The sequence below is a fragment of the Terrabacter terrae genome, assembly GCF_039529575.1.
GTDB lineage: Bacteria > Actinomycetota > Actinomycetes > Actinomycetales > Dermatophilaceae > Terrabacter > Terrabacter terrae.
On record NZ_BAAANB010000203.1, the window covers coordinates 1 to 2,012 of the forward strand.

The 2,012-nt window shown below is 72.9% G+C and carries 2 protein-coding genes; both read left to right on the top strand.

The window, feature by feature from the left end:
• The first annotated feature begins 100 nt into the window (after positions 1–100).
• The gene (locus ABD194_RS21020) at positions 101–1,387 is read left to right on the top strand and encodes an ATP-binding protein (protein WP_343995171.1); all 1,287 of its coding nucleotides are present in this window, start codon (positions 101–103) and stop codon (positions 1,385–1,387) included.
• A gap of 10 nt (positions 1,388–1,397) precedes the next feature.
• Positions 1,398–1,790: a VOC family protein gene (locus tag ABD194_RS21025; RefSeq protein ID WP_343995173.1), complete on the top strand. Its 393-nt coding sequence runs from the start codon at positions 1,398–1,400 to the stop codon at positions 1,788–1,790.
• Positions 1,791–2,012 lie beyond the last annotated feature (222 nt).

Sequence of the window (2,012 nt, forward strand, 5' to 3'; positions counted from 1 at the left end):
GGAGCCGTCGCCGAGGCGCCCGATGGGCACCGGCGACGCGCCGATGCCCGCTTATCGCGACATCTCGGATCTGCAGTAGACAGGCGTATAGCCTCCGAGCGTGGACCCGATCACCAACCCGTACGCCCCGGGTGCCGGCCAGCGCCCGCCCGAGCTCGCCGGCCGTGACGAGCAGCTGCGCACCTTCGACGTCGTGCTCGAGCGCATCGCGCGCGGCCGGTCGGAGCGCTCCATCGTCCTGACCGGGCTGCGCGGGGTCGGCAAGACCGTGCTCCTCAATGCGCTGCGCAGTTCGGCCGTGCGCGCGAACTGGGGCACCGGCAAGTTCGAGGCCCGTCCCGACCAGCGGCTGCGCCGTCCGCTGGCGGCGGCCGCGCACCAGGCGGTGCGAGAGCTCGGCCACCCGCGCGGCGACGAGGTGGATCAGGTCCTCGGCATCATCAAGGCCTTCGCGCTCCGCGAGGCCCCGAGCGGGGCCAAGCTGCGCGACCGGTGGCAGCCCGGCATCGACGTCCCCGCGACGACCGGCCGGGCCGACTCCGGCGACATCGAGATCGACCTCGTCGAGCTCTTCACCGACATCGGCGGCCTGGCCGCCGACGTCGGCAAGGGCGTCGCCTTCTTCATCGACGAGATGCAGGACCTCGACCCCGACGACGTCTCCGCGCTCTGCGCCGCCTGCCACGAGATCTCGCAGTCGGGGCTTCCCGTCATCGTCGTCGGTGCCGGCCTGCCGCACCTGCCCGCCGTGCTGTCCGCGTCGAAGTCCTACTCCGAGAGGCTCTTCCGCTACTCGCGCATCGACCGCCTGCCGCGCGACTCCGCCGACCGGGCGCTGGTCGGACCCGCCGCCGAGGAGGGGTGCGAGTTCACTCCCGAGGCCCTCGACGAGATGTATGCCGTGACCGCCGGCTATCCCTACTTCATCCAGGCCTACGGCAAGGTCGTCTGGGACGTCGCGCCGAGCTCGCCGGTGACGGCCCAGGACATCCGCGTGGCGGTGCCCGAAGCCGAGGCGGAGCTGGCCGTCGGCTTCTTCGGCTCGCGCTTCGAGCGAGCGACGCCGGCCGAGCGCGAGTACCTCCGCGCCATGGCCGACGCCGCGCTCGTGGGCGCATCCGGAACGGGGGCCGACGGAGACGGCGCCGGGGTGGCGGAGCCCGCCGGGACAGCGGAGGGCGACCCGGCGGCATACGTCCGCGACGGGGTGACCGAGCGGGAGGCCGTGCCCACGTCCGCAGTGGCGGAGGTGCTGGCACGCAAGCCCCAGTCGCTCTCGCCCGCCCGGGACGCGCTGATCAAGAAGGGTCTCATCTACTCCGGTGAGCGCGGCCTCATCGCGTTCACCGTTCCGCACTTCGGGCGCTACCTGCGCACCCAGTCCTGAGGAGGATCGCATGAAGATGAAGCTGGAGCTGGTCCCGCTGCCGGTTGCCGACGTCGACCGGGCCATCGAGTTCTACGCCGACAAGCTCGGGTTCACCAAGGACGTCGACGTGCAGCCCGCCGACGGGGTCCGCGTCGTGCAGCTGACCCCCGAGGGCTCCGGGTGCTCGGTCGGCTTCGGGACGGGGCTGGACGTCTACCGGGGCGAGCCCGGCACCATCCGGGGCCTGCACCTCGTCGTGGAGGACCTCGACGAGGCCAGAGCCGAGCTGGTGGGTCGCGGCGTCGAGGTGGGCGAGATCCACGACTTCGGGGGCGGAGTGCGGGGTGCGAGCTTCTCGGACCCCGACGGCAACACCCTCGAGCTGCAGGAGATGTCGTGGCGCACGGGGGCGCAGTTCTAGCGCCGTACGCGAGCCCGACCGCCTCCCACCGCTCACCTCCGAACACCAGGAAGCAGGCACCATGCAGGCGCTTCGCGCTGCCGCGTTCTCCGCTGCCACGGCATCCGCCCTCGCGGCCCTGCTGGCCGGCTGCGGCCTGCCGCTCCCGTCACCCGGGGCGGGCGCGTCGCACGCCGCCACACGCGTCGAGCGGACCACCGCCGGCACCTCTGAGGCGAGCGG

Excerpts from the sequence above, each read along its gene's own strand:
- ABD194_RS21025 (WP_343995173.1), top strand. The coding sequence starts at position 1,398 with ATGAAGATGAAGCTGGAGCTGGTCCCGCTGCCGGTTGCCGACGTCGAC.